Genomic DNA, 24,449 nt, shown 5'->3' with positions numbered 1-24,449 from the left:
AAGGCTAAAGCAAAGCCGTCCCCCTTAGCGGAAGGACGGCTTCTTAAGCGAGCATTTGCTCGCGGGCTCCAGCAGCGCCGGATCGAATTCGCTCAGCTTGCGGATGAAGTAACACGTCTCCGGGAAGTGATGCTCCAGGAAGCGCAGTGTCGTCTTGTTCATCAGCTCCGTGTTTTGATAAAGCCTGACGACCTTATGGATAAAGGCGTTCATGGCGAGCACGGCCTGCCCTACCTGATGGGCGAGCAGCTGCTGGCGCTGGATGCCCGGCCTTGCAAAGCGCAAGTAACCCCGGATCTGCTGGTTCTGGACCATGAACCCTCTAAAGATGTCGGTAAACCGGTCCGCCTCGCGGATCGCCTCCAGCTCCATGGGGTCCAATGCGTTGCGGAGCAGTACGGCGTGGCCGAGCTGGTCCTCCAGCCACAGATCCAGCAGCTGCACGAGCGGCAGCCGGTCCGGCAGCTTGCCTTGCATGTAAAAGGTCAACTGGCGCAAATATTCCTGATTCTCGCTCAGGGTGCCGTTAAAAAAGGTCGGCGACAGGGCGACTTGAACCTGGTTGTCGATCCGCAGGCTTTGCAGCCTTCCTTCGAACAGGTAATAGCCCTGAGCCACCGGCCATATTTCCTTCGCTATCGCAATCATAAGGGGGGACTCATGGGATTCCTCTCTGGGCAGCGTGTTCAATCGATCGATAAGCACCTGGAACCTGCCGATAAATTGTTTGGCCTCCTCGACCCACGTCTTCTCGTACGATGCTGTAAAATCGAAGACAAAATAAGCATGATCCTGCAAAATTTCCAGCCAAAAGGCGTGCTCCTCCCAAACGGTTACCGCTCGAACAGCATGCAATGTCGTATCCTCCTCCACGCTTCGCATTTGTCGTAACATTGTATGTCCGCGGGAGACAAGTTATGCGATTAACGAGGAGTGTTCAGCCCTTATCCGCTGCGGGCATCTTGCCCCGTTTCTTTTTCGCGGCCGCGACCAGAAGGAGGACCGCCGGAATGACGAACCCGTAGAGGAAGACGCTTGGCGTCCACTCGTCGCCCACGTATTCCCAGAAGGAGACGCTGGAGGGGAACAGGCTGATCGACAGGATGATGATGATGAGGCTGACGGGTAGCGCTAACGGCTTGTAGCTTCGCAATTGCAGAATCTGCCCGGCAGAGAGAAGCAGGGCGTAATAGCAGATCGTAATCTTGAAGAACATGGATACCATCCAGATCGTAAGGACGATGGACTCGATCCGTTGCACGAAGTTGCCGATGTTAACCTTTTGGGCAAGCGTAAAAAAAGGATATTCCGCGATGGAAGTCAAGTAAGGCCCCAACACGAGGGTCGAAAACAAAATAACGAGAATCAGAAGGAGACCGCCGATAGCCGTCGCGCCAAAAAACATTTTATACGCGGATCGGTTGTCATCCACCGAGGGGAAGACCATGAGCAGAATGGCCAGGTCCAGAAACGGGACGCCCACTACGGTAATGGCGCCTTTGATGACGGGGCCTGGTCCGTATTCCAGCATCGGCAGCAGATAGTGGCCTTGAACGAGCGGCATAAGGCTGCCGATAAGCAGCAAGATGAGCAGCAGGATGAAAGGGAGGAACAGCTGAGCGGCCCTGGCGAACGTCTCAAGCCCGAGCAACACGGCAAATACAATGATGGCGAGAAAAAAGATGTTCACGACCGGAGCAGGAGTTAACGTAAGAAACGGGGATGAGGCCAGCATGCCAACCTGGCTCAGAAGCCCGGCAGTTATGATGAATAAATAGATCAGGAACAGCAGCATGGCGGCCTTGCCTGCGATTTTGCCCAGGAGGCTCTCGCACATCTCGGCCAATGTCTGGTCGGGACAATGGAGACCAAGCTTGCCGTAGATCATTACCAGCAGCATGGATATGGAGACGCCTGCTACAGCGGAAATCCAGGCGTCCTGCCTGGCCTGAGCTGCCAAAATCGTAGGCAAGAGCAGCGTAGAGCTGCTGATAACGAACATAATAATTAACGCGCCGAATTGCAGCGGCGATATGCGTACCTTGGACAATCCGCATCCCTCATTTCAATCCGAGTAGATTATCAATGGCCTGACTGACAGGGGAGTAGAGCTCCCGCTGCAAGACGATCGGGTTGGGCAGGGGCACGTGCAAAATGACAAGCACGCCCAGAACGAGCCCCGCAAGAAGAAAGACTCCGAACGCCCAGGCTTCCTTTACCCACTTGCGCTTTAGCAGCCGCGGAACCTCGATCAACGCAAGGACGGCTGCCGCGCATAGGAGGACGATGATTGACAACATAAGAGCCCAGGCTCCTTTCAAAGCTATGGTGTATCCGAACTCGTGCCGGAGTCTTGCTCGTTGTTCGTTGCAGTCTTGCCTGAAGCGGGGGCGCCGGCTTGATCAGGCGGCAAGCCGCTTCCGGCCGTTCCCGGCAACTGCTCGCGCCCGATCCCCCGCATGATCGCGACGGCGAGAAGCAAAAGGGGAAAGCCGACCGTCCAGATCAGCGAGTAGAGGGCCATGCCCGACAACAGGGTAGTTCTAAAAGAAGAGTTTGGCAGCAACAGGACGGCAAGTATCGACAGGATGAGCGCAAGCGGCAAGGTCAGGCTGCGGTGGTCGCGGAATCGGAATGTCGCGGCCAGACCGGAAGCGGCGACATAGAGCAGCAGGGTCAGCTTGACGAAGACGGTAATGAACCAGATAACGGCAACGATGATCTCGATGCGATCGATTATGCCGCCGATAAAGATCTTTCTTGCGAGAGCATAGCCCGAGAACGTTTGTCTCGCCGTATTCGACGTGCCAGTGACCAAAATGGAAAGCGACGTCACGACGAAGATAGCGAAGCTGCCGAACAGAAGCCCCTTCAGCATGAAACGTCCTCCGTGCTTCGAGGGCCGAACAGATGGCAGAAGCATAATCAGATAACCGCAGTCCAGGAGCGGGAATGAGGCAACAAGGATGCTACCCTTAAGAACGGGTCCAAAACCGTTCTCCAATACCGGCTGGACGTTCGTGAGCTCGATCTGGGGGGAGATCATGCTGACGAGGAGCACGAAGAGAATGAAGACAAACGGCACGAAAATTTCGACCGCGCGCGCAATGGTCTCAAGTCCCAGACGGACGCCCATCACGACGATGCACAGGAACAAGATGTGCACGGCCCCGATCGGGGTCTCCGGCATAATTTGCGTTGTCATGAAATCGCCGATGTCGCGCAAGGTCAAAGCGGCAATCTGGAACGGGGCGGCCAAAATAAATAGAACCATCGCGGCTTTGCCCGACCAGCGGCCTAGAGCTGCCTCCGCGAACGATGCCATGCCGGAACCGGCAATACGCCGGCCCAGATGGCGATAGAGCGGCAGGATCAGTATGGCAATCGCAATCCCGAGCAAGCAGGAAATCCATGCGTCCTGCCTGACAATAGAGGCTAGAGTGGAAGGCATGACCAGGATGGCATTGCCTACCGTAAACAAAGCGACTAACCAAGTAAATTGACGCTCGCTTATAGCAATGGTGTTTGTCATACTTTTTCCCCCGGTTCGAGATAGCTATTGGTTGTTCGGAGCGAGGAGCGTTCATGGTTGCTCGGCATATAGCCAAGCCGAAACGGGTTTAAAAACGGCGACGATCCATTCCATGGGATTGGGGAGCGGCAGGTTAAGCGATTGGACGATGCCGAGCGCGGTTCCGAACAACAGCAATAACGAAAAAGTCCACAGCTCTCGCTTCTGACCGTCCCTTCGGAGCCTTGGGAAGTCAAACAGGAACAGCATGGCGGATATGGCGACGATGGCCGCAATGGATAACATGGCGTTGTTTCATTCCGTTTCTTTCGCTTTTTTCATTTCCTCGATAAAGGAATTGTTGACTGTGCCGAGCCTGCGAATTTTAACCTCCACGCTCACATGGGTCTGCACCTTCGGGAACATCTCATCCCAATTGTGCTTGAGCGTACGCCATGTCTTGGGATCCGCGCGGCGTATCGTTTCCCCGAAGCCGAAGATGTCGACCTTGTATTTGGTCTGCATCGTCTTGATCGTGCGGTCGATAAAACCTTTTACATTAGCGTTGGCGAGCTGCTCGAGTTCGCTGATTGTTTGCGTCCTCGTCAGATCGAGAGAGCATTGGACCTCCGCGACATTAAGCTCCGAACGGACGTCTATGTAGATATGCGGGACGCCTTCAATCATCTTGCCTTTTACTTTGGTGGCGGAACGAATAATTTCTCCCGTCGCGATGCCGCCGTCCGGGCACCGGACGATGTCCGATGTGCTGTCGAGCGTGTTATTGATATAGGTGTAAGCCTTGCTTTGTTCCTCGTTTAGCCAGCCGATCAGCTTATCCTCCTTAAAGACGGCGATGCCGGAGTATTGCAATTGAGCGCCGTTTTTGACCATTTGAACATTTTCTCGCTTCTCGCCGATGCTCTGGTTGCCTTTCACCTGCAAGCCGGTAAGCACGGCTTGCCTGCCTGCGCTGACCAGGGTGTTCAACAGTTCGTCCATGGTGACGGTAGTCGTCGGAGCCCAGGTCTTCTCGGACGATTCCAGCGTGGAATACAGCTTGACGGCCGGTATCCGCTCAATGGGCGTTAAAATTTTGAGCGTGTTCTCCGCGGACGTATGTCTGGCGACGACAATGAAATAATCCGTTCGGAGCTCGTGGTCTCTGGACAGAAAGTCCAGCACGTTGCTTAGGCCGTCCCGCGCGACATCTTCGCTGATAACGAGCATACGCAAGTGCGCGAAATAAATTTTGCGCGGACTCACCGTTGTCATGCGCCGGGCTGCCTCGAAGATGCTTCTGCCTATGCTCTGGTACATCGTGACAGGCGTAACGTCCCCGCCTTTACGTCCCGCGATCTCATTCGGCTCCACGACCTGAACGGACACCTTGTACTGGTTGTCATCGGCTTTATCAATGGCAATGCCGACCGCAACGGCGAGCTCGTTCAACTCCCGGCGATTCCAGCAGCCGGAGAGCAGCAGCATCGAAAGGATTACCAGGACGAGTATGCTTTTGCTCTTCATGCGCAATTCAACCTTTCGATTCGTTCTGAGGCGGCTTCGGGGGCTGGGGAGCGCGGTTGCGTCCGCGCACCCGGTTAGCCTTCGCGATCAGTCTCGGGCGGGTCACCATGCTCCACAAGGGCATGCGGACGACCGTATCCCGGTTTCCTTCGAGATTAAAGGGCGCGAACGGGCTCATGTAGGGCACACCAAAGGAGCGAAGGCTGCACATATGAAGAACAATCGCGATAATGCCGACGATAATGCCGAACAATCCGAAGGTGGCGGCGAGTATCATAAGCGGGAATCGCAGCATTCTGAAAGACAGTGACAAGTCAAAGGCGGGAAGGACAAAGCTCGAGATAGCCGTAATAGAAACGACGATGACCATTGCGGCGGAGATAATGCCGGCTTCGACGGCGGCCGTACCGATGACAAGCGTGCCGACGATAGATACAGTCTGAGCGATGGCCTTGGGCATGCGGAGACCGGCTTCCCGCAAAATTTCGAAAGTGACCTCCATAAAAAACGCCTCGATGAACGCAGGAAACGGCACACCTTCCCGCTGCGCGGCGAGGCCGATCAGCAATTGAGTAGGCAGCATCTCCTGATGGAACGTTGTGATGGCTATATAGAGAGAGGGAGCGAGCAGCGCGATGCAGATACAGATATAGCGAAGCATGCGGATCAGCGAGGCAATCATTGCCCTTTGGTAATAATCCTCGGCAGAATGCATAAAGGATACAAACAGGGAAGGCGCGACCATGACCATCGGCGTTCCGTCGATCATGATGGCAATCTTGCCCTCCAGCAGTTCGGCGGCGATAACGTCGGGGCGCTCGGAATGATAGATCGTCGGAAATGGCGTAAACGTTTCGTCCTCGATGAGTTCTTCGATGTATCCGCTCTCCAGAATGCCGTCGATCTCGATTCGGTCGAGCCGGTCGCGTACCTCGCGAAGGATGTCCTCATTGACGATTCCCTTTACGAACATAAGGGCCACGTCCGTATGCGTAACAGCTCCGATCGACCTTGTCTCCAGCCAAAGGCCCGGATCCTTGATTTTGCGGCGCATTAGGGAGGTGTTGATGCGGAGGCTCTCAGTAAAGCTTTCCTTGGGTCCGCGGATGACCGTCTCCGTCGAGGATTCCGTTACGCCGCGTTCCTTCCATTCCCGCATACTGCCGATGGAGATGCCTGTCGCGTATTGGTCGAGGAGCAGAATGACGCTCCCGGACACCAGACATTGGAGCAAGTTGGCATAGTCGCCTGTTTCATTTACTTCTCCGGCGGTGAGAAAACGATCTTGCAGCGTTTGAAACAGATTGCCGCCGGAGCGCAACGTCTCGTCAATATCGGCGCCTCTGATGTCGAGCATCAGCGACTCCAAAATAAAATTTTGCACAGCTTTGGTATCCGTAAGCCCGTCCGTATAAAACACAGCCGCATGGATGGGATGCTCCTTGCCAATACGGATTTTCCGGACGACAAGATCGCTGCTATTCCCGAGCTTCGAGCGGATGTGGCTGATATTCTGTTCCAGGTCCTTCGATAGAGGCTCGCAAACAACCATAATAGCGGGTGCATTCCTTTCGGTGTTGTATTGGCTGTTTCCTTACTCTTTCTTCACCAAATGGAGAGGGAATATACTCTTTCGGAACGCGCGGACCGGGCCGCCAGGCGAGGCCGAGGCAAAAGGAATAAGATTCCTGCAAGCCAGGGATACTATGACCGGAGCTGTATTGTTTTGCCCCAAATGCAGCGAGATTGGCTCCGTCCTTGTTTAATAATTTTGCGATAAGGTGAATAGATAAGAATTAAGCTCGTCTATTCGGAGGTGCTAGCTATGAGATATGTTCATGCTATTGGTCTGGTACTCGTGCTTGTGATGAATGTCTTGGCCCAAAGGCTGCCGCTAGGAGGCCGAACGACGGGGGAGCTGTCGGCGAAGTACCCCTCGCTCGTTACGCCGGCCGGTTACGCCTTCTCCATCTGGCTGCTCATCTACGCGTTTCTGATCGGATTCGTTATTTATTCCTTCACGCATGCCGGCAGGAACAGTAAAGCCGTGCAAGCGGTCGGTTTTTATTTCCCTCTCAGCTGCGTGTTTAATGCAGGCTGGCTTCTTGCTTGGCATTATGAATATGTGAACGCAAGCGTATTCGTCATGCTTGCGCTGCTTCTTACGATAATCGCGATCTATACCCGCGTCCGGGCGGCAGGCGAAACGTACGTGTCGATGGGGGAGCGATGGTTCGTCCGCGTGCCGTTTAGCCTGTATCTGGGGTGGATCTGCGTCGCAACCATCGTCAACATCTCCTCGGCGCTCCATGCAAGCAAATGGGACGGATTCGGACTGTCGGAGGCTTTGTGGGCGCCAATCGTGCTTGCAGTCGGCGCCGTGATTGCGCTCGCTATCGCTTTTACTAGGAGGGACGCGGTCGTGCCGCTTGTCTTCGTCTGGGCTTACGTTGCCATCTGTATGAAGCAACAGGATCATCCGGCTGTCGTCTACACGGCTGCTGTCCTGGCTGTAGTCCTCGCGGCAGCAGCGATTCTCGCTTTCCTTCGCAGTATGCGAACGGCGAGCTAATGGTGTATCCCCGAACGTTCTCCGATGATTCCCGTCTCAGAGAGCCCTGATGTTCGGGGTCTTTTTTTCGTTGAGCGGAAGTACACATCTAAGTGGGGTTATAAGGGCGTTCGTACAACCGCAGAGGCTGGGGGCGAGCGTATGATACAGAAGCAGAGGCCATAGCCATGGAAAGGAAGAAGCCGAATTTGCTTCCACGGGTGATCCTTATGAAGAAAAAACATTACGCGTTGCTTCACGAGACCGTGTTTCGTAATAGTACCGACAGGGATATGACGCTGGACGAGGTATTTTTGCGGATTGTGGGCTTTATGAAAAGCGATGCGCGTTCTTCGTACCAGCTGGTGATCGGCACGGACGCGCAGGTGCATGCCGGCCATACCAAGTTTATAACGTCGATCGTTATTTTTCGGCCGGGTCGGGGGGCGTGGTTCTGTTATCGGCAGGTCATTTTGCCTCGCGAGATCTATTCCATTCAAGAAAAGTTGACGCTGGAGACGACGTTTAGCCAGGAGATCGCGGCGTTCTTCGACGCGGCCAAACTCTCGGAGCTCGAGGATATTCTGCTGCCGCATGTTTATCAAGGCGCAGAGCTCAGCATGTACATCGACATCGACGCGGGCACGGACGAGAGGCGCAACCAGACTGCCGCTTTCGTGTCCGAGATGGTGGGCAGGGTCGAAGCAATGGGCGTGTCGGCCCGCGTAAAGCCGGAGGCCATCGTCGCGTCGTCTGTCTCCAACCGCTTCACGAAGACGCCACATCGCGGCACTTGCGTCAACCAATCGAGTTAAGCCCGATGGTGAATGGCCGGGTGCCCTGCGGATGAGATCGCCCGCCGGGTGGAGCTGGACAAGCCTGTTACCTGGAGTAGCTGGCGATGTGGGAGCTGAGTAGCATGGGGACCGATGCGAGTGAATGTAGCTGAAAAACCGAATACAATGCGCCTTGTGTGGGGCCCTCCGTTCATCGGTGTGCTGGGTGAGCACTTCGGATTGCTTAAGGCCTTGTATGTCATCCTTGCTTGTTTAGTTGTTCCCGTTTTGCTTGCTGGAGCTGTTAATCTAGTTGGTGGGGAAAAGCGGGAAATGAAGAGAAATGCTTAATTACCCATATCTAGCAAAAGGAGGCGGCTTTTGTCCGCCTCCTTTTGCTCTATAACTGTTCTCCCCAGGGGAGGGTGAAGCTATGGGTAGAGGTGGATGAGCTTTGACTTGGCCAGTGTAAGTGCCCCGTACAAGCCCTCCATATCGCCAAAGCTATTTTTTTCAATGCTCAGTACAACATTGGCAAACCGGTTAGCGCGTAATTGAATCGTTCGTTTTAGCTCTTCAAACACAAGGGGCAGTGTTTCGAAAAGCCTGCCGCCCAAATAAATGTGTTGTGGATTAATCAGATTCACGACATTACTCAGTGCAATGCCAATTGCGTTGCCAGCCTCGATGCAAGCGGTCATGGCCGCTTTGTTGTTCTGTTGATAAGCGTCCTCAAGCGAAATGCCGGAATTGTCCAGTGCTGCGAATTTTTCTTCAATCATCTGATACGTCCCGAACATTTCCAGGCAACCATAGTTGCCGCACAGGCATTGTCTGCCAGTCTCATCTACCGTCACATGCCCTAGCAGCCCTCCCACATTACTGGCTCCGTAAACGAGCTGCTTACTTAACATCAGCCCCGCGACAATTCCTTTTCCGATATTTACGACAATGAAGTTATCTACGTGTTTTCCTTTTCCGACGAGCCTTTCTGCCAGTGCCATGGTCCGTCCGCCCTCTTCGAGAAAGACGGGGCAATGAAAAGCGTTTTGCAGCACGGAAACAACAGGGAGATCATCCCAATCGGCGAGATTGGGGATATTCAAAATATGAGTTTCCTCCATGTTAATGATGCCAGTAACGCCTACGCCGATTGCATCAATAGTATGGGCTGCGATGCCATGCTCCTGCAAAAAAACGTTGATGTGGTCGGTCAATGCAGCCAGCTTGTCAGGCACATTGATGAATTCATGCATCGGGGTAATCGATTGATGGAAAATATTCAGCTTATTATCGGATATGGCAAAACGAATCCAGTAGCCGCCGATGTCAATACCAAGGAAACGAAAGCGGTCGGCATTGGCATAGAGCAGTACTTCCTTGCGGCCAGCGCGCCCCGCGCTATCGGTTTCTTTGCCCTTGAGAATATATTTCTGATCAATTAATTCCCTTGTAATATTGGTAACTGCTGGCTGTGAAAGCCCGGAGTGTAAGGCAAGCTGTTTACGAGATATTTCGCCGTACAGATCAATTAATTTCAAGATCGACAGCTGAGTTTCGGAAAGATTCATAACGCGTACTCCTTAAATGAATTGATTAATTAAATTAAGTATACATGTTATGCTTTGTAATTCCAACATGAATGGCATTAAATTTTTTTTGAAAGAAAGGGTTTACATCAAATAAGAAGGTTTGTATAATTGAATTATTAAGTGAATCAATTAACGTACCTTTATGGGATGTGAAACCAATATTCTTTATTAGGGGGTTGTTTTAAGGGGATTATTAAAATTATTCAATTAATCAATTAAAATAATAAATTGCATTCAATTCGATTCAAGAAAGTGAGGAGCAACATGCAAAGGCATACCATAGAATTAAAAGATTGGCGATTCCAGATTGATCATGATGAGATAGGGGAATCGAAAGGCTGGTTTAATTCCGATTATGATCGGTCAGGGTGGACAGTGGCAGAGGTTCCGCGGGCTTGGGATTTCTACGGAGAACACTTTCGGGGATACGAAGGGGTTGGCTGGTTTGCAGCAGAGATCAAGTCGGAATACATACACCCCGAGCTTTTACAGAAAATTGTGTTTGACAGTGTAAGCGGTTATTCGAAGGTTTGGATCAATGGATCTTATCTGGGGGACAATTTAGGCTCCTATCTACCGTTTGAATTCGATCTTTCTCCATTCATGCAAAAGGACGGCTCGAATGTCATTGTATTACGTACCGATAACCGCCACAAAGAGGAATGGCTTCCAGGCGGACCTATCGTGGAATGGGTGCAATACGGCGGTATCTTGCAGAAAGTAACCCTTCAATCCAGCAGCAAGCAGTATCTCTCATCGATCCGTGTACATACGGAGCAGTTGACGGATGAAAAAGCAATTCTTCTGTGCGAGACCGAAATCAGGAATCAAAGCGGCCTTCATTTGGAAGGTAAGCTGCAGATAGATCTCCCTATAGAGGATCGGAGCCTTTCATCCGAGCATGCTGTTTCATGCAAGCCTAATGACAGTATTCGTATACGTTTTGAGCTTGAAGTCCAGGGGGCCGAGCAATGGAGCCTGGAGAATCCTGCCTTATATACGTTAAATGCCATCCTCAAGGATATGCACGAGTCAGTCATCGATGAACGCTGCCAAAGATTTGGTATTCGGATGATTCAAACCTCAGGGAACCAAGTTCTATTAAACGGCAAGCCAATTATGCTCAAAGGCTTTAATCGCTATGACGAGTATGGAGATTACGGTCCGACTGTGCCGGCCAGCATCATTCGCGAAGACCTGTTAAACATCAAAAAAACGGGAGCGAACCTGATTCGGGTTCATTACCCGCAGTCTACGGTCCATCTAGATCTCATGGATGAAATTGGCCTATTATATATGAGCGAGGTACCGCTAAACTGGTGGTTAGCGGAGGGAGCTGGTAGAACATTTATACCTGAAGTTGTGGATAAGGCGGAAAAAGTGCTAGAAGGCATGATTGATCGGGACTGGAATCATCCGTGCATTATTTGCTGGAGCATGTCCAATGAGTCCGGGACAAACTCGGAGGATGGAATCGTTTCTGTTCGCAGGCTGCTCAGAAGGGCAAGGGAGCTTGATCCGACACGCTTACTAACCTTTGTAACGATTGGTTCGCCCGGCCATTTGGCATTTGAGGAAGCTGATCTCGTCTGTGTTAATCTTTACTATGGCCTTTTCCATGAGCAACAGGTAATCGATATTTCGGATATGGATGAACTGGTGCGACTAAAAACCGAACGGCATTTAATCGCTACTGCCAATGAATATGCAGATAAACCTATTATTCTGACCGAGTTCGGGGCGCCTAGCATTGCCGGGCAGGAGGGTAGCCATCGCTTCACGGAAACGTTTCAAATTGCTTACCTGGAGCATGTTTGGCAAGCCGTCATCCAGTCAGGGATACAGGGAGCCGTTGTGTGGAGTTGGGCAGACTACAGGCATCGTGGGGAGTTTATAGGAGCCTGGTGGAAAATACCGTTTGGTCATTATGGCGTCGTAACGATCGATCGCAAAGAAAAGAAATCCTTGCAAGCGATAACAAAGCTTTTCACAGAGGGTTGCTAACGAAGGAGATGCATGAATGAAGCTGTATGATGCTAATGGAATGATTGGTACTTATACCAGGGAGCGCGTGCCTATTGCTGGAGAAGAGCAATTTTTTCAGCTTGCCAATCGTGTGGGTATTGAAAAATCGGTTTTGTACCATGTGGATGCCCGTTCACTTAATCCAATGGTGGGGAACAAAAAGCTCATTGAGGTTTGCAAGCGCAATCAGTCGATTGAACCTTGTTTTGTACTCTCGCCACATTATAAATACGCAATCGGCTGGGAAAAAACGGAGCAGCAGCTGCTCGAAAACAATGTGCGTTTCATAAGGCTATTCCCTAAAGAAAACGGTTACACACTTGCTTCCAATCATACGCGGGAAATGCTGGAGATGGCCGAAAGGCTGAATCTTAATGTCATGCTAAATTATACATCCATTTACTCAGACAATGGAGAGGACCCTTACTTTGATACACTTTGCCGCAGGTTCAGCCGTGTTCCAATCATTCTGACGGATGTTCAACATCTTCGAAATATGATGTGGTATGAATATCTGGAGATGCATTCCAATGTCTATGTCGAGATGTCAGTCAATAATAATTGGTTGACGTATGAGGAGACGGTCCGATTATTCGGTTCCGAGCGGTTGTTGTGGGGCAGCAATATGCCATTTAACCACCCGGGCCCTTCCATCACCATGCTTGCTTATGCTGAGCTTTCGAATGAGGCTAAAGCGAACATTTCACATCGAAACTTGCAGCGTCTTATAGGGAGGAACTGAGATGGATATTATGGAGCTAGCGCGGGGGGGCCTCCCATTTGAGGATATTTTTCTGGTAGATATGCATTGCCACCTTGGCGCATATAACAGCCTCTATATCCCTTATATAGAGGAAAGTGAGCAAGCGCTTCAATATAGCCGGACCATGGGAAGAATGGGCGTCAATTATTCAGTCGTCTCCATGCTCAGGGGGCTGGCAAGTGGAGAATTAAGCGCAAATCTTGATCTATACGGCTTTATGCAGCAGGATGAAAAGCTGCTCGGCTGGGTAACGTACATCCCTTCATTAATTACTGAAAGTCTTGATATAGCAGAGCGCTGCTTTACGTTGACCAACCGTTTTATCGGCTTTAAGGTCCATCCGGAAATCAATCGCTATCCGATTTTTGGTCCGGATTATATCCCGATGTGGGAATATGCCCATGAGCGAGGGCTAATTGTACTTGCGCATGCCTGGGGGGCGAATTCGGAGCCCTCGATGTTTCGGGAGATTGCGGCAAAGTACAGCAACGCCAAAATTTTACTCGGCCATTGCGGAGGCAGGGAGCCCGAAATTTCGGCTGCCATTCAACTGGCCAACCAATATGAACAGGTTTATCTAGATTTAAACGGCGCCTTTATTTACTCCAGATTATGGCTTGAGCATTTCGTACAACGAGCGGATACAAGTAAGCTGCTCTTTTCCAGTGACACGATGTTCAACAATGTTTTTTGGGAGATTGGCCATGTTGCATTTGCAGATATCCCTGATGCGGTGAAGCTTGATATTTTGGGGCTAAATGCCAAACGATTGCTAGCTGGAATTGTGTAGCACTAGCAAGATGCATCAAGCTTAAAGCAATGATGCAACTTGCTGTTACAACTGAATCCCTTTCATAACCATCCCGTTGTGATATGGATTCAGTATACAGCTTTATAATCTATCATTTGGGGGTAAAGAAGATGAGGGTAAAGAAGAAGATCAATCTCGTTCTGATGTCGTGTATTGCTACTGCAGTGCTACTGGCTGGTTGTGTAGGGAATTCCACGAATAAACCGCAAAACACGTCTCCGCCATCGCCATCACAAGGGGAAGGGCAAAAAGAAGAAGTTAAACTGTATGAGAATGGGCTGCCTCAGGATGAGAAGGTCGTCCTCAAGATGGGCTTGTGGGAAAGCGGTTCGGGACGTGAATGGGTAGATACTGCTGTTAAAGCGTTTTCAGAAAAATATCCCAATGTAACGTTTGACATTACCGCGTCTCCAACGTTATCAACCATTTTGGAAACTAAAATTTCCGCGGGTGATGATAAAGACATGTTCGACCTGTTTACCCCAAGCTTTTCGTCTGGCGACCAGTATGTCCGCTTGGCTAATGCAGGGAAATTCGAGCCTCAGGATGATTTGTGGGATCGTGATGTGCCGGAAGAAGCCGGTAAAAAGCTGCGCTCTGTCATTTCCGATGATGCATACGATGCTACACTAGCTTTCGGCTATACAACTAAAATGCCACTGGGCATGTATACGGCCGGCTTCTTCTTTAATCAAAACCTGTTTGATAAATATGGCTGGAACAAGAGCCCAGGCACATGGGATGAATTCGTACAATTACTGGAACAGATCAAGGGTGACGGCATCATTCCAATTACGTTCCCAGGCGTTTATGCAGGGTATTTGACCGATTATACATTTAATATGGTTCAATTCGATCTGGCCAAGGCGAATGGCAATTACGATCAATATATTGATAATTTCCGTAATTTCAATGGTGCTCAATATACTACAGCAGAAATGAAAGAAGCTTGGAATCGTATCTATGAACTTGGCAAAAAGGGCTATTTCCCGGAAGGCGTAGCCGCGCTGAATCATACACAGTCGCAAATGCAAGTATTGCAAGGAAAAGCCGCGCTTGTTTCTACGGGAGACTGGGTAGGCAACGAGATGAAGGAGCATACACCAGCTGATTTTAAATGGGGCTTTATGGCAATCCCGGCAATGAATGATGCACAGCAGACGATCTTTGTTAATTCCGGTGTTGCTGATGTTGGATTTTCCATTTGGAAAGAGAAGCCTGAGCTGACGAAGAAATGGGCGAAGGAATTTCTTGTAAGCTTGTATGCGTTTGATATTCAGGAAAAGCTGGCTTCGGAGTCAGGCACCTATCCGATTCGCCTGGACTTCGGCCAGGATGCCGCGCGCATTGCGAAGCTTCAGCCTGTGCAGACGGCAGTCATGGAGTATGCGGAACGGCACAATGTACAGTATATCTCTACGCGCCGCAACTTCTATCCGACCAGCCCTGAGGCCGGCCAAGCGGGGAAATTGGTAAGCGAGATGATTACGGCGGTTGCGACCGGCAAGAAAGATCCTCTTCCTGTGTTGGAGGAAGCGGAGGCGCTGCTTCAAAAAGCGCTTGAGAAAGAAGACAAGCAGCAATAAACGTCTAAGGGGGAGATCGTTTGAATGCGGGCTTGAATGGGCAGGGAACGAAAGCAAGGTATCGGGGATTACAAAAGGTAAGCAGGCAGCGATACATTTTTCTGTTCGTTGCCCTTGCTCCTTCTCTTCTCGGCTACTTGCTGTTCACGTTATATCCGAATGTGTTGTCCATCTATTACTCGCTGCTTGATTGGGATGGGTTGACCGATGCTAAATTCGTAGGCATTGATAACTTTGTCCACATGTTTCAAGACAAATTCGTTTGGCGCGCGTTATATCATAATTTGCTGCTAATCGTTGTTGTGCCAGTATTAATCGTGTTAATTTCGCTGGTGCTTGCTTATTTGCTCAACAACAAAACGTATCGGGAAAATTCGTTATATAAGGTCGTGTATTTTTTTACAAATGTGTTGTCTACCGTCGTTATTGCGCTATTGTGGGCGTTTATTTACGATGGAAGCTTTGGGCTGTTGAACGGCATTTTGGGCATATTCGGTCTGGATATGAACAGTTTTTATTGGCTGGGCAGCTCGAGTACCGCTTTGTGGGCACTGGTCGTCCCTATGGTATGGGGCGGGGTCGGATTATATGTCGTCATTTTTATCAATGCGATTAGCGCGATTCCGAAGTCGTTGTATGAAGCTGCCGAATTGGAAGGCGCCCGTCCTATGACCATGCTGTTTCGAATTACGATTCCGCTTCTAAGAAGTGTCATTCGTGTATGTGTCGTATTTATCGTGCTTGGTACGATCAAAGGATTTGAACTCATGCTTGTTATGACAAATGGGGGACCCGAGGGCTCGACAGATGTGATTGGTTTGTACATGTATAATCTGGCCTTTGGTAAGGACTACCACAATTATGGCTATGCATCTGCCATCGGCATGCTCTTGTTTGTCATTCTTGTCGCCGCCAAGTACATCATCGACAAATATTATCCAGAGGAGAAGGTTGAGTTTTAACTCGCCATTCTCTGGATTAGGGAGGGATCGGCCATAAAAGAGCGGCGGAAGTTTATGGATTGGGTTTGGAGACTATTGCTTTTTTTGTGGGCAGCTTCGATTGTTTTTCCGATCGTGTGGATTGTACTGCAGTCGCTGCGTACGAATGCGGAATTTTTTCAGAATATTTGGGAGCTCCCCAGTCAATTGCAATGGGGGAATTATACGAAGGCCTGGACGAGCTACAACGTAGGTAAATCGTTGTTAAATACGTTGTATTATGTTGGCGTCAGCCTGGTGCTGGGCACCTTCTTGACAGCGCTCAATGCTTATGCACTTACGAGAATGCAATTTCGGGGCAGAGCCTTCATCTGGTCGTTAATTATGCTGTCCTTGTTTTTGCCGGGTATAAATGCACTCATTCCGCAATATATCCTGATGAAAACACTGCATTTGACGAATAGCCTTACAGGTCTGATCATACTCGACAGCTTTGGTGAAAATGTGTTTTTCCTCATGCTGCTGGGCGGTTTTATGGCCTCCTTCCCCAAGGATTTGGAGGAAAGCGGTGCGATTGATGGGGCGTCATTATTTCAGATTTTCTGGAAAATAATCGTTCCCTTGTCTACACCGGGCATCGTAACGGTGGCCATCTTTAAGTTTCTTGGGTTGTACAACAACTTCCTGGGGCCGCTGATCTATTTGAGTGATCCGGCCAAGCATACAATTGGGGTTAATATGTACCACGCGAATATGAAAATGCAATTTACCTCGGATTGGGTAACGATGTTTGCCGGCATTATCATCGTCATGATTCCATCTATCATTTTTTATATTTTATTTCAGAAAAGAATTATGGCTGGCGCAACGATGGGGGCAATGAAAGGATAAAGAAACCATACTGAGTTCAATGAAGGGAATGATAGTTGAATGAGTAAGGGATTAAAAAGTCTAGTGTCATTGGCATTATCCATTTGCATGATCGTGGCGGCAGCCGTTCCGTTTGGATCGGTTGCTTATGCGGGAGCCTCCGGCGAAAGCCGGGGCTCTGATCTTTCAGGACATTGGTCAGCGCCTGCAATGAACAAGTGGATCGATTTAAAACTGTTGAGCGGGTACGCTGATGGAACATTTAGGCGCGATAGGCCGACAACGAGAGCTGAATTTGTTGCCTTGCTGGATCGGTTGTTTGTATTTCAGGAGAAGGAAGCGCATCCATTCCGGGATGTTCCTTCAGATGCATGGTTTGCCAATTCTGTAGGGAAGGCGTATACCGCGGGGATTATCCAGGGAATAGGAGATGGCAGATTCGAGCCTGACCGCAATATTACGCGTGAAGACGCAGCTGTCATGGTGGCCAGAGCGTTCCAGGTTGATAGAACGGGAACAGGAGGGGGCGGCTTCAAGGATGACAGCCAAATTGCGTCCTACGCTGTTGATGCCATATCGTCTCTGCATGCCGGGGGCTTTATTAAAGGAAGAAACGATCTGAAATTCGTGCCGAAAGGCAATATTACACGTGCTGAGGTTGTTCAGCTGCTTAATAATGTTTCTGGTGATATGGTTCGGGAGAGTAGGACCTTGACCGGGAGCGTTTCAGGAAATCTGCTTGTAACTGCGGCAAATGTTCAATTGCATGATCTTATTATAGAGGGGGATTTGTTTATTACGCAAGGCGCCAAAGAAGGAGGGCTTGATCTCGATAATGTAACGGTTAAGGGGAACACGTACGTATGGGGCGGTGGAGACGGCGACAATAGCATTCGCATCAAGGATTCGTTATTGGTAGGAAGCCTGTATGTTAATAAATGGAATTCTAAAGTTCGTATTCTTGTATCCGGAACGACGAAAGTTGTGCAAACCATTGTGCAATCGGGAGCAATTTTGGAAGAAGCAGCTCTTTCCGAAGCAGCCGGCGGTTTTGAGAATGTGGATATTAGCATACTGGATAAAGTGAAAGCGCATCCAATTCGTTTGAACGGCGTATTTAAGCAAGTAAGAAATTTGTCAGCAGGTGCAAGTATTGAGTTGGGGGTTGGCACTGTTATTCAGACGATGCTATTTGATGCAAGTGCAAACGTCGTTGGAGAAGGGAAGATCGAGCAGGCGCAATTTAATGCTAACGATGTAGTTGTAAGTATGAGACCTCAAAGTGCGCGCTTTGCCAAAGGTATATCTGCAACAATCGCCTCCAAGCTGGTGACGGAGTCTTACGAGCATACGGCTTCAGGTCTAATCTCTGGTGGAACGGGGACCCCGAGTACGCCACAGCCGCAAGATCCGGAGCCGGATGATCTCCCAATCGTAGAGAATGGTAATCCGGCTGCACGAATCATTGTCGCTGCAGGTGCAGATGCACAGACTAAGGCAGCCGCCCACAAGCTGGTCGATTACGTAAAGAAATCGACAGGTGCGGAGCTACCTCTTTTGGTAGATGATTCAACAACAGATAGAGTTACGGCAGAGAATGGCCTTGTTCGCATGACGTTTTTTGTGGAGCCTGCGTCAATACCGCAAGTAACAGATTTCGTGGTTACGCCGGTGGTGAACGACGAGCCAGCGGCTTCTGCAGCTCCTGCCGCCCTGCTATGGGATGCAATGACGAAATCAGCAATCTTAACCGTACCAGCAATAGCTGCGGCGAGCGTTCAGCAGCATATTTCCTACCGGGTTGCCTACCAGGATCATGCCGTTTTGGAAAGCGGTGTGGTCGTTGTGGAGGCAGATGCTCACCAACCAATCAATTTGAATCCATCCTTTGATATCGGTTATGCCGGAGAACAGGATGCGAAACCTTGGAGATATTGGTACAACAATCGTACTTCAGCGATGTCCATGGAGCGTAGTGACGAGCAAGCGAAAAGCGGAAGCCATAGTCTGAAGACTAGCGGCGTCGATTTGGCATGGCTGAATCAGGAAATTGCATTGCCACGGCAAGGTGAATTCGAATATTCGGCGTATATGCTTGCACCGCAAGGGTCACAGACCGCAGGAGAGGTCCAGCTATATGTGTATGCACTTGATGCGCAGGGACAGTTAATTCCTGATGGGAATGGCTATTATTATGGGATTATTAAAGGTCTGTCTACCCCTGTTGTTGAAAGTGATGGTCAGTGGATGAAGCTTCAGGCGGAAGGAAGCATAGCACAGCAATATGATGGGAAGCCAGTTAAAGCTCTACAAATTGGCGTGGAAATCAAAGGCTTTACAGCTGGAGAAGCTGCCTATTTGGATGACATCCAATTTGTACTTAAAGATCTGGAGACAGTAGAGAACTCTGCCCAGGACAGCTCACCTGTGCCTGCTGCTGCTGCTAACACTGTAGCTACTAATACTATGGATGCGAGCACGGTAACAGTCAATAAACAAACGGATATTTACATTGGCTACGAAGGGATGTCGGAGCAGAAACGGACTGAGCTGCTGGGCGGGCTGGAGCAAGAAGGGTTTGTTATCCATCAGGACAACAATCGCATTGCAATAGCCGGACCAACAGCACTCGGCACCGAATTTGGCGTCAACGAATTTTTGGAGCGTTATGTAGGCGTTCGCTGGCTCATGCCCGGTGATGATTGGGAGGATGTTCCACAGCTTACGAATTTGTTCGTGAAGCATGGTGATCAGGTGATAGAGGAGCCGGTATTTCCTTCCCGTACCTTTGACGGGTACCTTACCAATACTCCAGTTAGAGAAGCGTGGACGCGAAATATTCGGTTAGGAGGAAGGCCGGAAATCGGTCACGATATGACTAAGCTATTCCCGCCATCCAAATACAAGGACACACATCCGGAGTTTTATCCTGCCGGCGCACATCTGGATGACCCTCATAATCCTACCTTCGGATGGCAGCCATGCTTCACGGCGCCGGGAATCGTAGACGAGGCAATTAAAAATATTAAGGCATATTTCGCTGCACATCCGGAATCCGCTTCCTATGGGTTGAGTATTAACGATACGGCTAATTTTTGTGAGGCTAATCCTTCTCATCCCGCTTATCCGAATAAACTGAACTCGCTCGGTGAAGTTGATATGTCGAATATTTATTTCAATTGGGTGAATCAAGTTGCGGCTGGCGTATTTACTGATTATCCAGATAAACAAATCGGGTTGCTTGCTTACTTTAATGTGTATGATCCGCCAACGAACTTGCAGCTCGACCCGCGCATAATTGTTTATATCACGGATGAACGTTCCTCTTGGAATGACCCGGATATGCGCAGCAAGGGCCAGCAGTTAACAGAGGATTGGGCAGCTACCGGAGCGACAATCGCTTTCTATGAATACCTGTACGGCGGTATGTATATGGTTCCGCGTACATTTTTCCATAACATGTCTGATGTCTACCAGTTCGCAGCGGAAAGCGAAGTGAAAGCATTTTATAGCGAGGCTGTCGTTAACTTTGCAGAAGGACCGAAGGCATGGCTTGCAGGCAAGCTGCAGTGGGATCCTTATCAGGATGTGGACGATCTGCTCGAAGAATGGTATGAACGAGCGGTTGGTGCCGCAGCTGCGCCGGAGTTAGCAAGTTATTACGAAATCTGGGAGAGATTCTGGGAACAGGATATATTCCAGAGCGCCTGGTACAGCAAATGGAAACATGCACAGCCAAGAACGAATTACCTGCCGCTATTTGATGATACGTATATGATGGCTGTGGACCTGGATGATATAGCCGAAAGCAGGCGGTTACTTGAAGCTGTAGTCGATAAAGCGCAGACCCCGGCGCAAAAGAAGCGGGCGAATGACATCCTGCATATGTTCGAATACAATGAAGCAGCCGCAATAAGCTATCCGCGCAACGAGGATGTAGAGGTGCCATCCAATGAGACGGAAGCGCTGGCACTCATCCATTCCGTTGTACAGAAAATGATGCTCGCCAATAAACGGGTGGAATTGATCAAGCAATTTTCCAACGATCCAGTAAAACAGCATTCCTGGGGACCGATAGCTCATGGCAGCACCTTTGGCGGGTTTGGACGCTTATGGTCGGGTATTACGAGTAAGGAACAGGATGCCATTGTCGCTTGGATAAAGGGTGGTGATGGAGACGGCTCAGCACAATTGCTGCTTGAGGATCTTGCAGCGCATGCCGATCTTGCAGATATTCGGGATAAAGCAAGGCTCATGCTGATCCTTGCCAAAGGCAATCTGACAGGTCCTAATCTCATCCGAAATCCAGGGTTTGAAGAGGGGTTCAAGGATTGGGATATCACCTACAGCACAATTGATGAAATAACCGATGATGCACACTCCGGTGACAAGGCGCTTCGCGTAAACGTAAGCAGCCGGGAGCAGGGGATTATTTTGCCAGCTGGAAAAACGTATGTCCTGAAATTTTACGGAAAAATTGCCGGTTCGTCCGGGAAGAAAAACTTGATTGGCATCAATTATGGGGGAGTTCCGGGCGTTGGCACGGTCAGTGATCTTGTGACGGTAACATCGACCGAATATGAGCAGTATGTCCTTCCGACCAGTGTGCCCAACGAATATACACATGCAACGATTGTCGTTTACAACGATTTGGGAGCGGGTTGGGTTTATGTGGACAATTTTGAGCTGCATGAGCTTAGCATTCCCGAAGGAGAGAGCACCATCTCAAGTCTGAGCGCTACGAATGGGAGTGTGCATGCGACATTCAATCATGCGCCTGCGGTAACGCCGACTGCAGCTGATTTTACGGTCCGCTTGCTTGTGGATGGAGTGGCAACCGTGGATGCCCACCCAGCACAAGTAGCATGGAATGCTGCAACCCGTACCGCGGTTTTAACTGTACCGCAAATCGCTGCAACTCAAAGTGCGCAAAGCTTCGCGTATCGGATCGATTACAAAAATCAAGCTCCTGTCGACAGTCAGGCTGTTACTGTCACTGGTGCTCCAGGAGCTCCCCTTAACAAAAATGGTTCATTTGAACAGGGGTACAATATAGGCGAGCTTGCCTTACCTTGGGTTTATACGGCAGAGCCTCAAGCGCCTGGTGCAGTCATGCAGCGCAGTAGTGAACAGGCCCACACGGGGAGCTATAGCTTAAAGGCATCAGGCATGCATCTGGCCTGGCCGAATATGACCGTCGCCTTGCCAGAGACCGGGCGTTATCAGCTTACAGCCTATATTCTAGTTCCGCAGCAGATACAGACGAATGGAACGGTTAAGCTCTACTTGTACAGCAAAGATGCCAATAAAGAGCTCATTCCTGACGGAAACGGGTATTACTACGGCATTTTTGCCAGTGAAGTTGTTCAGGCGTCTTCAAGTGCGGGGACATGGGTGCAGCTCAAGTGGGAAGGGGATATCCCACCATCATTTGCTGGCACACCGGTTAAAAACTTGGAAATCGGTCTAGAGTTACTTGGATTTGCTAGTGAAGAGGTCGTCTATATGGACGATGTGCAATTGATTAAGGTAAACGAATCGTAGATCAGAGCTCTTGCCTTGGCTTGCCGGGGTAAGAGCTTTGCTATTTGCCGTATAGCTTCAGCAACCGATCCGCCCGAAGCGTAGGCATCCCCATAGCCGGCTAAAACTTTCACTAGCCATACTTTCACCCTGTTCGAAGGCGGCGAAATCAGCGACAATGGAACGAGTGCGGCATACATAAGGTGCGGCGAACATGAAAGGTTAAAGGAGCGAATCATTTATATGGCTTATCAAATTATAGACGGCGTCCGTGTATGGGGAACGCCGGATCCGGGCGCGATGTCGCAGGCAAAAACATGTGCCGAACACGGCAACGTCGTACAGGCGTTGCTGATGGCCGATCATCATAAAGGGTACAGCCAGCCGATCGGAGGCGTGGTCGCGTACGACGGGCAGATCTCTCCGTCCGGCGTAGGTTACGACATTGCCTGCGGCAACAAGGCGGTGCGCACGAACCTGATGGCAGCGGACGTCAAGTCGTCCTTGCCCGCCATCATGGACGCCATCGCCTGCAAGGTGTCCTTCGGCGTAGGGCGCGTGAACAACGAGAAGGTGGACCATCCGCTGTTCGACGATCCGGACTGGAACGTGTATAACGCAATCGGGAAGCAGGAGCATGACAAATTGAAGGCGCTCGCCCACAGTCAGCTCGGCACGGTAGGCAGCGGCAATCATTACGTCGATTTATTCGAGGAGAAGGCGACGGGACGGCTGTGGATCGCGAACCATTTTGGAAGCAGGGGATTTGGCCACAAGACGGCCAGCGGGTTCCTGAATCTGGCGGCCGGACGCGAATTTCTGGGGAAAGCGCCCGGAGAGAGCATGGATCAGCCTCCCGTTCTGCTGGATCTGGACAGCGAGCTTGGCGATATGTACGAGCGCGCGATGAAGCTGGCGGGAAGATACGCGTATGCCGGTCGGGATTACGTGATCGGGCAGGTGCTTTCCATTTTGAGTGCGCAGGCCGACTTCGAGGTGCATAACCATCATAACTTCGCATGGCGGGAGCGGCATGACGGCAAGGAAGCCGTCGTCGTCCGCAAAGGCGCGACGCCGTCGGCGCCGGGACAGCTTGGTTTTATCGGGGGCAGCATGGGGGACATCTCGGTCATCGTGAGGGGCAAGGCAACGGACGAGAATCGGGATTCCTTCTATAGCACCGTACATGGAGCGGGGCGAATCATGAGTCGGACGCAGGCCGCGGGCAAAATGAATTGGAAGACGAGGACGCGCGCAGGCGGACAAATCTCTGCCGAAGCGATGAAGGAAGCAGTCGACGCATATGACGTCGAGCTTCGGGGAGCCGGTACGGACGAAAGTCCTTTTGTGTACCGCAAGCTTCAGGATGTTCTTGACGCGCACGCGGAGACCATCGAGGTTCTGCATGTATTGAAGCCCATTGGCGTGTGCATGGCGGGAGCGGACGAATTTGACCCGTATAAGGATTAGTAGAAGACACTTGCGCTGGCCGGGCGCAGGTGTTTTTCTAATTATAGGAATGTGTAAGTTTTCTCCAAACTTGACCTATAATTCTCGGAATGAAACGCGCTGCGCCGCCAAAGGACGGAGACAGCCGTTTCACCTTGTAATTATAGAATTTAAAATTTTCGAAGCGGGGCGCGAGTTCAGTCGCTGTCGCTACGGCGTGCCGTACGTGCGCGATAGCGACAACGGAACACAGAGCCCTTATTTCGGCGAATGGCGGGGTAAAGCCAGGGCTAGCGGAACTCAGAGACTTTATTGGTTGATAATAAGGGGGATGGAGCGCGATTGGGTTGGAATAAGACGCTCAGTTCCGTAAGGGTACTCGAAACCGTTGATTTGGCGAAAATAACGTCGCTCAGTTCCGCACACCTGATTAGTTTGGTAAACAAGCTCATTTTGTTCACGTTTTTCCGCCATAGGGCTTTGCATTGCAAATCTGAAGGCCGCTCATCTCCCCAAAGGCCCAC

At 50.4% G+C, this 24,449-nt stretch carries 19 protein-coding genes; 11 read left to right on the top strand and 8 right to left on the bottom strand.

Going from position 1 to position 24,449, the window contains the following annotated elements; translation table 11 throughout:
• Positions 1 to 24: 24 nt before the first annotated feature.
• The 7 genes from H7F31_RS33375 to H7F31_RS33345 form a co-directional block, all read right to left on the bottom strand.
• The gene (locus H7F31_RS33375; RefSeq protein ID WP_261800235.1) at positions 25 to 855 is read right to left on the bottom strand and encodes a DUF2935 domain-containing protein; all 831 of its coding nucleotides are present in this window, start codon (positions 853 to 855) and stop codon (positions 25 to 27) included.
• Between the two features lie 82 nt (positions 856 to 937).
• Positions 938 to 2,050: a GerAB/ArcD/ProY family transporter gene (locus H7F31_RS33370; RefSeq protein WP_187102374.1), complete on the bottom strand. Its 1,113-nt coding sequence runs from the start codon at positions 2,048 to 2,050 to the stop codon at positions 938 to 940.
• A 10-nt stretch (positions 2,051 to 2,060) separates the two neighbouring features.
• Positions 2,061 to 2,300: a hypothetical protein gene (locus H7F31_RS33365; protein WP_187102373.1), complete on the bottom strand. Its 240-nt coding sequence runs from the start codon at positions 2,298 to 2,300 to the stop codon at positions 2,061 to 2,063.
• Between the two features lie 23 nt (positions 2,301 to 2,323).
• Positions 2,324 to 3,532 carry a GerAB/ArcD/ProY family transporter gene (locus tag H7F31_RS33360; protein WP_187102372.1) on the bottom strand — a complete coding sequence of 403 codons (1,209 nt, stop codon included), beginning with the start codon at positions 3,530 to 3,532 and terminating at the stop codon, positions 2,324 to 2,326.
• A gap of 51 nt (positions 3,533 to 3,583) precedes the next feature.
• On the bottom strand, positions 3,584 to 3,817 hold the full coding sequence (locus tag H7F31_RS33355) for a hypothetical protein (protein WP_187102371.1): 234 nt from the start codon (positions 3,815 to 3,817) through the stop codon (positions 3,584 to 3,586).
• A gap of 9 nt (positions 3,818 to 3,826) precedes the next feature.
• Positions 3,827 to 5,038: a Ger(x)C family spore germination protein gene (locus H7F31_RS33350; protein WP_187102370.1), complete on the bottom strand. Its 1,212-nt coding sequence runs from the start codon at positions 5,036 to 5,038 to the stop codon at positions 3,827 to 3,829.
• Between the two features lie 7 nt (positions 5,039 to 5,045).
• Positions 5,046 to 6,590 carry a spore germination protein gene (locus H7F31_RS33345; protein WP_187102369.1) on the bottom strand — a complete coding sequence of 515 codons (1,545 nt, stop codon included), beginning with the start codon at positions 6,588 to 6,590 and terminating at the stop codon, positions 5,046 to 5,048.
• Between the two features lie 273 nt (positions 6,591 to 6,863).
• Between H7F31_RS33345 and H7F31_RS33340 the strand changes: the two genes are divergently transcribed.
• The 3 genes from H7F31_RS33340 to H7F31_RS33330 all read left to right on the top strand — a co-directional run bounded on the left by H7F31_RS33340 (position 6,864) and on the right by H7F31_RS33330 (position 8,716).
• A complete protein-coding gene (locus tag H7F31_RS33340) occupies positions 6,864 to 7,610 on the top strand; it encodes a tryptophan-rich sensory protein (RefSeq protein ID WP_187102368.1) in 747 nt (248 codons plus the stop codon).
• Positions 7,611 to 7,777: 167 nt separating this feature from the next.
• Positions 7,778 to 8,404 carry a ribonuclease H-like YkuK family protein gene (locus tag H7F31_RS33335; protein ID WP_261800234.1) on the top strand — a complete coding sequence of 209 codons (627 nt, stop codon included), beginning with the start codon at positions 7,778 to 7,780 and terminating at the stop codon, positions 8,402 to 8,404.
• Between the two features lie 120 nt (positions 8,405 to 8,524).
• Positions 8,525 to 8,716 carry a hypothetical protein gene (locus H7F31_RS33330; protein ID WP_187102367.1) on the top strand — a complete coding sequence of 64 codons (192 nt, stop codon included), beginning with the start codon at positions 8,525 to 8,527 and terminating at the stop codon, positions 8,714 to 8,716.
• 80 nt (positions 8,717 to 8,796) lie between these two features.
• Here the strand turns inward: H7F31_RS33330 and H7F31_RS33325 are convergent, their stop codons facing one another.
• Entirely contained in the window at positions 8,797 to 9,936 is a 1,140-nt protein-coding gene (locus H7F31_RS33325) for an ROK family transcriptional regulator (protein ID WP_187102366.1), read from the bottom strand.
• Positions 9,937 to 10,209: 273 nt separating this feature from the next.
• Here H7F31_RS33325 and H7F31_RS33320 point away from each other — a divergent pair, with 273 nt between their 5' ends.
• The 8 genes from H7F31_RS33320 to H7F31_RS33285 all read left to right on the top strand — a co-directional run bounded on the left by H7F31_RS33320 (position 10,210) and on the right by H7F31_RS33285 (position 23,946).
• Positions 10,210 to 11,961 carry a glycoside hydrolase family 2 protein gene (locus H7F31_RS33320; protein WP_187102365.1) on the top strand — a complete coding sequence of 584 codons (1,752 nt, stop codon included), beginning with the start codon at positions 10,210 to 10,212 and terminating at the stop codon, positions 11,959 to 11,961.
• A 16-nt stretch (positions 11,962 to 11,977) separates the two neighbouring features.
• Positions 11,978 to 12,724: an amidohydrolase family protein gene (locus H7F31_RS33315; RefSeq protein WP_187102364.1), complete on the top strand. Its 747-nt coding sequence runs from the start codon at positions 11,978 to 11,980 to the stop codon at positions 12,722 to 12,724.
• A 1-nt stretch (position 12,725) separates the two neighbouring features.
• The gene (locus H7F31_RS33310; protein ID WP_187102363.1) at positions 12,726 to 13,535 is read left to right on the top strand and encodes an amidohydrolase family protein; all 810 of its coding nucleotides are present in this window, start codon (positions 12,726 to 12,728) and stop codon (positions 13,533 to 13,535) included.
• Positions 13,536 to 13,666: 131 nt separating this feature from the next.
• A complete protein-coding gene (locus H7F31_RS33305; protein ID WP_187102362.1) occupies positions 13,667 to 15,142 on the top strand; it encodes an ABC transporter substrate-binding protein in 1,476 nt (491 codons plus the stop codon).
• 20 nt (positions 15,143 to 15,162) lie between these two features.
• Positions 15,163 to 16,104, top strand: a complete 942-nt coding sequence (locus H7F31_RS33300; RefSeq protein ID WP_108992072.1) for a carbohydrate ABC transporter permease — start codon at positions 15,163 to 15,165, stop codon at positions 16,102 to 16,104.
• A gap of 54 nt (positions 16,105 to 16,158) precedes the next feature.
• Positions 16,159 to 16,974 (top strand): carbohydrate ABC transporter permease, encoded by an 816-nt coding sequence (locus H7F31_RS33295; protein WP_258234883.1) that lies wholly within the window; start codon positions 16,159 to 16,161, stop codon positions 16,972 to 16,974.
• A gap of 39 nt (positions 16,975 to 17,013) precedes the next feature.
• The gene (locus tag H7F31_RS33290) at positions 17,014 to 22,497 is read left to right on the top strand and encodes a DUF4838 domain-containing protein (protein WP_187102361.1); all 5,484 of its coding nucleotides are present in this window, start codon (positions 17,014 to 17,016) and stop codon (positions 22,495 to 22,497) included.
• A 222-nt stretch (positions 22,498 to 22,719) separates the two neighbouring features.
• On the top strand, positions 22,720 to 23,946 hold the full coding sequence (locus H7F31_RS33285; RefSeq protein ID WP_187102360.1) for an RtcB family protein: 1,227 nt from the start codon (positions 22,720 to 22,722) through the stop codon (positions 23,944 to 23,946).
• The last annotated feature ends 503 nt before the right edge of the window (positions 23,947 to 24,449 follow it).

The organism is Paenibacillus sp. PAMC21692 (assembly GCF_014303795.1).
Lineage (GTDB): Bacteria > Bacillota > Bacilli > Paenibacillales > Paenibacillaceae > Pristimantibacillus > Pristimantibacillus agaridevorans.
This window is presented reverse-complemented; position numbering and strand designations above follow the sequence as displayed.